Origin of the sequence: Candidatus Infernicultor aquiphilus (assembly GCF_002784285.1) — a bacterium.
Lineage (GTDB): Bacteria > Atribacterota > Phoenicimicrobiia > Phoenicimicrobiales > Phoenicimicrobiaceae > Infernicultor > Infernicultor aquiphilus.
In genome coordinates this window covers 1-2031 of sequence record NZ_PFKO01000134.1, presented here as the reverse complement: position 1 = coordinate 2031, position 2031 = coordinate 1, and the positions used below count along the sequence as shown (strand labels likewise).

Here is a 2031-nt window from a genome sequence, read left to right as displayed (position 1 = left end):
AAAAAATCTCTGTTTGCAGGCATAGAGAAAGCTATTATAGGCAATAGATTAGGTGATATTTCTTTTGCTATACAAAAAACAGTAGAAAATTTTAATTTCTCTGTAGTAAGAGAATATGTAGGTCATGGAGTAGGTTGTTATTTGCATGAAGAACCACAAATACCAAATTATGGGGTTCCTCATACTGGTTTAATGCTAGAAGAGGGAATGGTATTAGCCCTTGAACCTATGGTAAATATGGGTGATTACAAAACAAGACTTTGTAATAATGGGTGGACAGTTGTAACAGAAGACGGAAGGCGATCAGCACATTTTGAACATAGTATAGCTATAACTGCAGATGGGAACGAAATATTAACTATTCTTTAAATAAATTAGTTACTTTTAAATGGTTTAAATAAAAGATATTTTAAGCGGTGGAATAATTAATGGTGAAAGAAAAGTGTATAGAAATGCAAGGAAAAGTTATTCAAGCTTTACCTAATGCTACTTTTCGGGTTGAATTGGAAAATGGTTGTGAAATATTAGCCCATATTTCAGGTAAAATTAGGATGCATTTTATTAGAATTTTACCTGGAGACAGAGTAAAAGTTGAAATATCACCTTATGATTTAACCCAGGGCAGAATCGTTTATAGATTATAAATTTGTATCACTTATCTCGTGAATCGTATCTCATTTTCTAGCGGGCAGCGTTTAGCATAGAGGAGATAGGATTTAGGAGTTAGAATTAAATAGAAATTTTGAAGGAGAATTTTATTTAACCATACTGTAACTATGCACTACACGCTATAAGCTAAACTATTTATGGAGGAAATAAATAAATGAAAGTAAGATCATCGGTTAAAAAAATTTGTGCAAAGTGTAAAATAATTAAAAGAAAAGGTAAAATAAGAGTAATTTGTAGCAATCCAAAACATAAACAGAGACAAGGTAAATAATATCAAAGGAGGATATATTAAGATATGGCCAGAATAGCTGGAGTAGATTTACCCAGAAATAAGAGGATAGAATATGCTTTAACTTATATCTATGGAATTGGTATTACCAGCGCACAATCCATATTGAAGGAATCAAAAGTTAATTTCGATACCAGATCTAAAGATTTGACTGAAGAAGAGATAAATAAGATAAAGGAAATTATTGATAAAAATTATAAAGTAGAAGGGGAACGTAGAAGTGAAGTTACTATCTCTATAAAAAGGCTTATGGATATAGGTTCATATAGAGGATTAAGACATCGAAAAGGACTTCCGGTTAGGGGTCAAAGAACTAAAACTAATGCGAGAACTCGAAAGGGACGCACCAAGACAGTAGGAGCAAAAGCAAAGAAAAATATAGATAAGGAAAGGAGTAATTTAATTGACCGAAAAGAAAAAAATAAAGAAAACCAAGAAGAAAGTTAAAAAAAATATAGTATCAGGAATAGCTCATATTAAATCTACTTTTAATAATACTATAGTTACTATTACGGATAAATATGGAAATGTAATTGCTTGGTCTAGTGCTGGAAATATGGGTTATAAGGGAAGTAAAAAAAGTACTTCCTTCGCTGCTCAAGTAGCCGCAGAGGCAGTGGCGAAAAAAGCGATGGATCAAGGGATGAAAGAAGTAGATGTATTAGTAAAAGGTCCTGGTCCAGGCCGAGAAACAGCAATTAGATCTTTGCAAGCAATTGGTTTAAAAGTTAATATAATTAAGGATGCCACCCCAATTCCACACAATGGTTGTAGGCCTCCAAAACAAAGAAGGATATAAATTAGTCGTTAGTGAATAGTGAATAGTCGTTAGTTTCAAATATAAAATGCAAGATAAATTAGTTAGTTAGATAGTAGTTCGTTTTCTAAATATCTTTACATTTTGTTCTGTCATTGCGAGGAGCAAAGCGACGAAGCAATCCCTTAATTTGTAAGGACTTGAGATTGCTTCGCTATCGCTCGCAATGACAAATCATTGTAACATTATTAAGGAAACGCTCTACTAGTTAGTGGTTAATTAGTAAATGAATTATTAGTATTAAACTAGCTAATTA

General features: G+C 32.2%; 4 protein-coding genes and 1 pseudogene. All 5 read left to right on the top strand.

What is annotated here, in order from left to right:
* Nucleotides 1-369 (top strand): M24 family metallopeptidase (locus COZ07_RS03735; protein ID WP_406607246.1); only part of this gene is annotated, 369 nt, incomplete at its 5' end.
* 59 nt (nt 370-428) lie between these two features.
* Nucleotides 429-644 carry a translation initiation factor IF-1 gene (gene infA, locus COZ07_RS03730; RefSeq protein WP_406607245.1) on the top strand — a complete coding sequence of 72 codons (216 nt, stop codon included), beginning with the start codon at nt 429-431 and terminating at the stop codon, nt 642-644.
* A gap of 179 nt (nt 645-823) precedes the next feature.
* Entirely contained in the window at nt 824-940 is a 117-nt protein-coding gene (rpmJ, locus tag COZ07_RS03725; RefSeq protein ID WP_406607244.1) for a ribosomal protein bL36, read from the top strand.
* A gap of 24 nt (nt 941-964) precedes the next feature.
* Nucleotides 965-1333, top strand: a pseudogene (gene rpsM / locus COZ07_RS03720) (30S ribosomal protein S13); the annotation flags it as partial.
* Between the two features lie 28 nt (nt 1334-1361).
* Nucleotides 1362-1757, top strand: a complete 396-nt coding sequence (rpsK, locus tag COZ07_RS03715) for a 30S ribosomal protein S11 (protein WP_406607243.1) — start codon at nt 1362-1364, stop codon at nt 1755-1757.
* Nucleotides 1758-2031 lie beyond the last annotated feature (274 nt).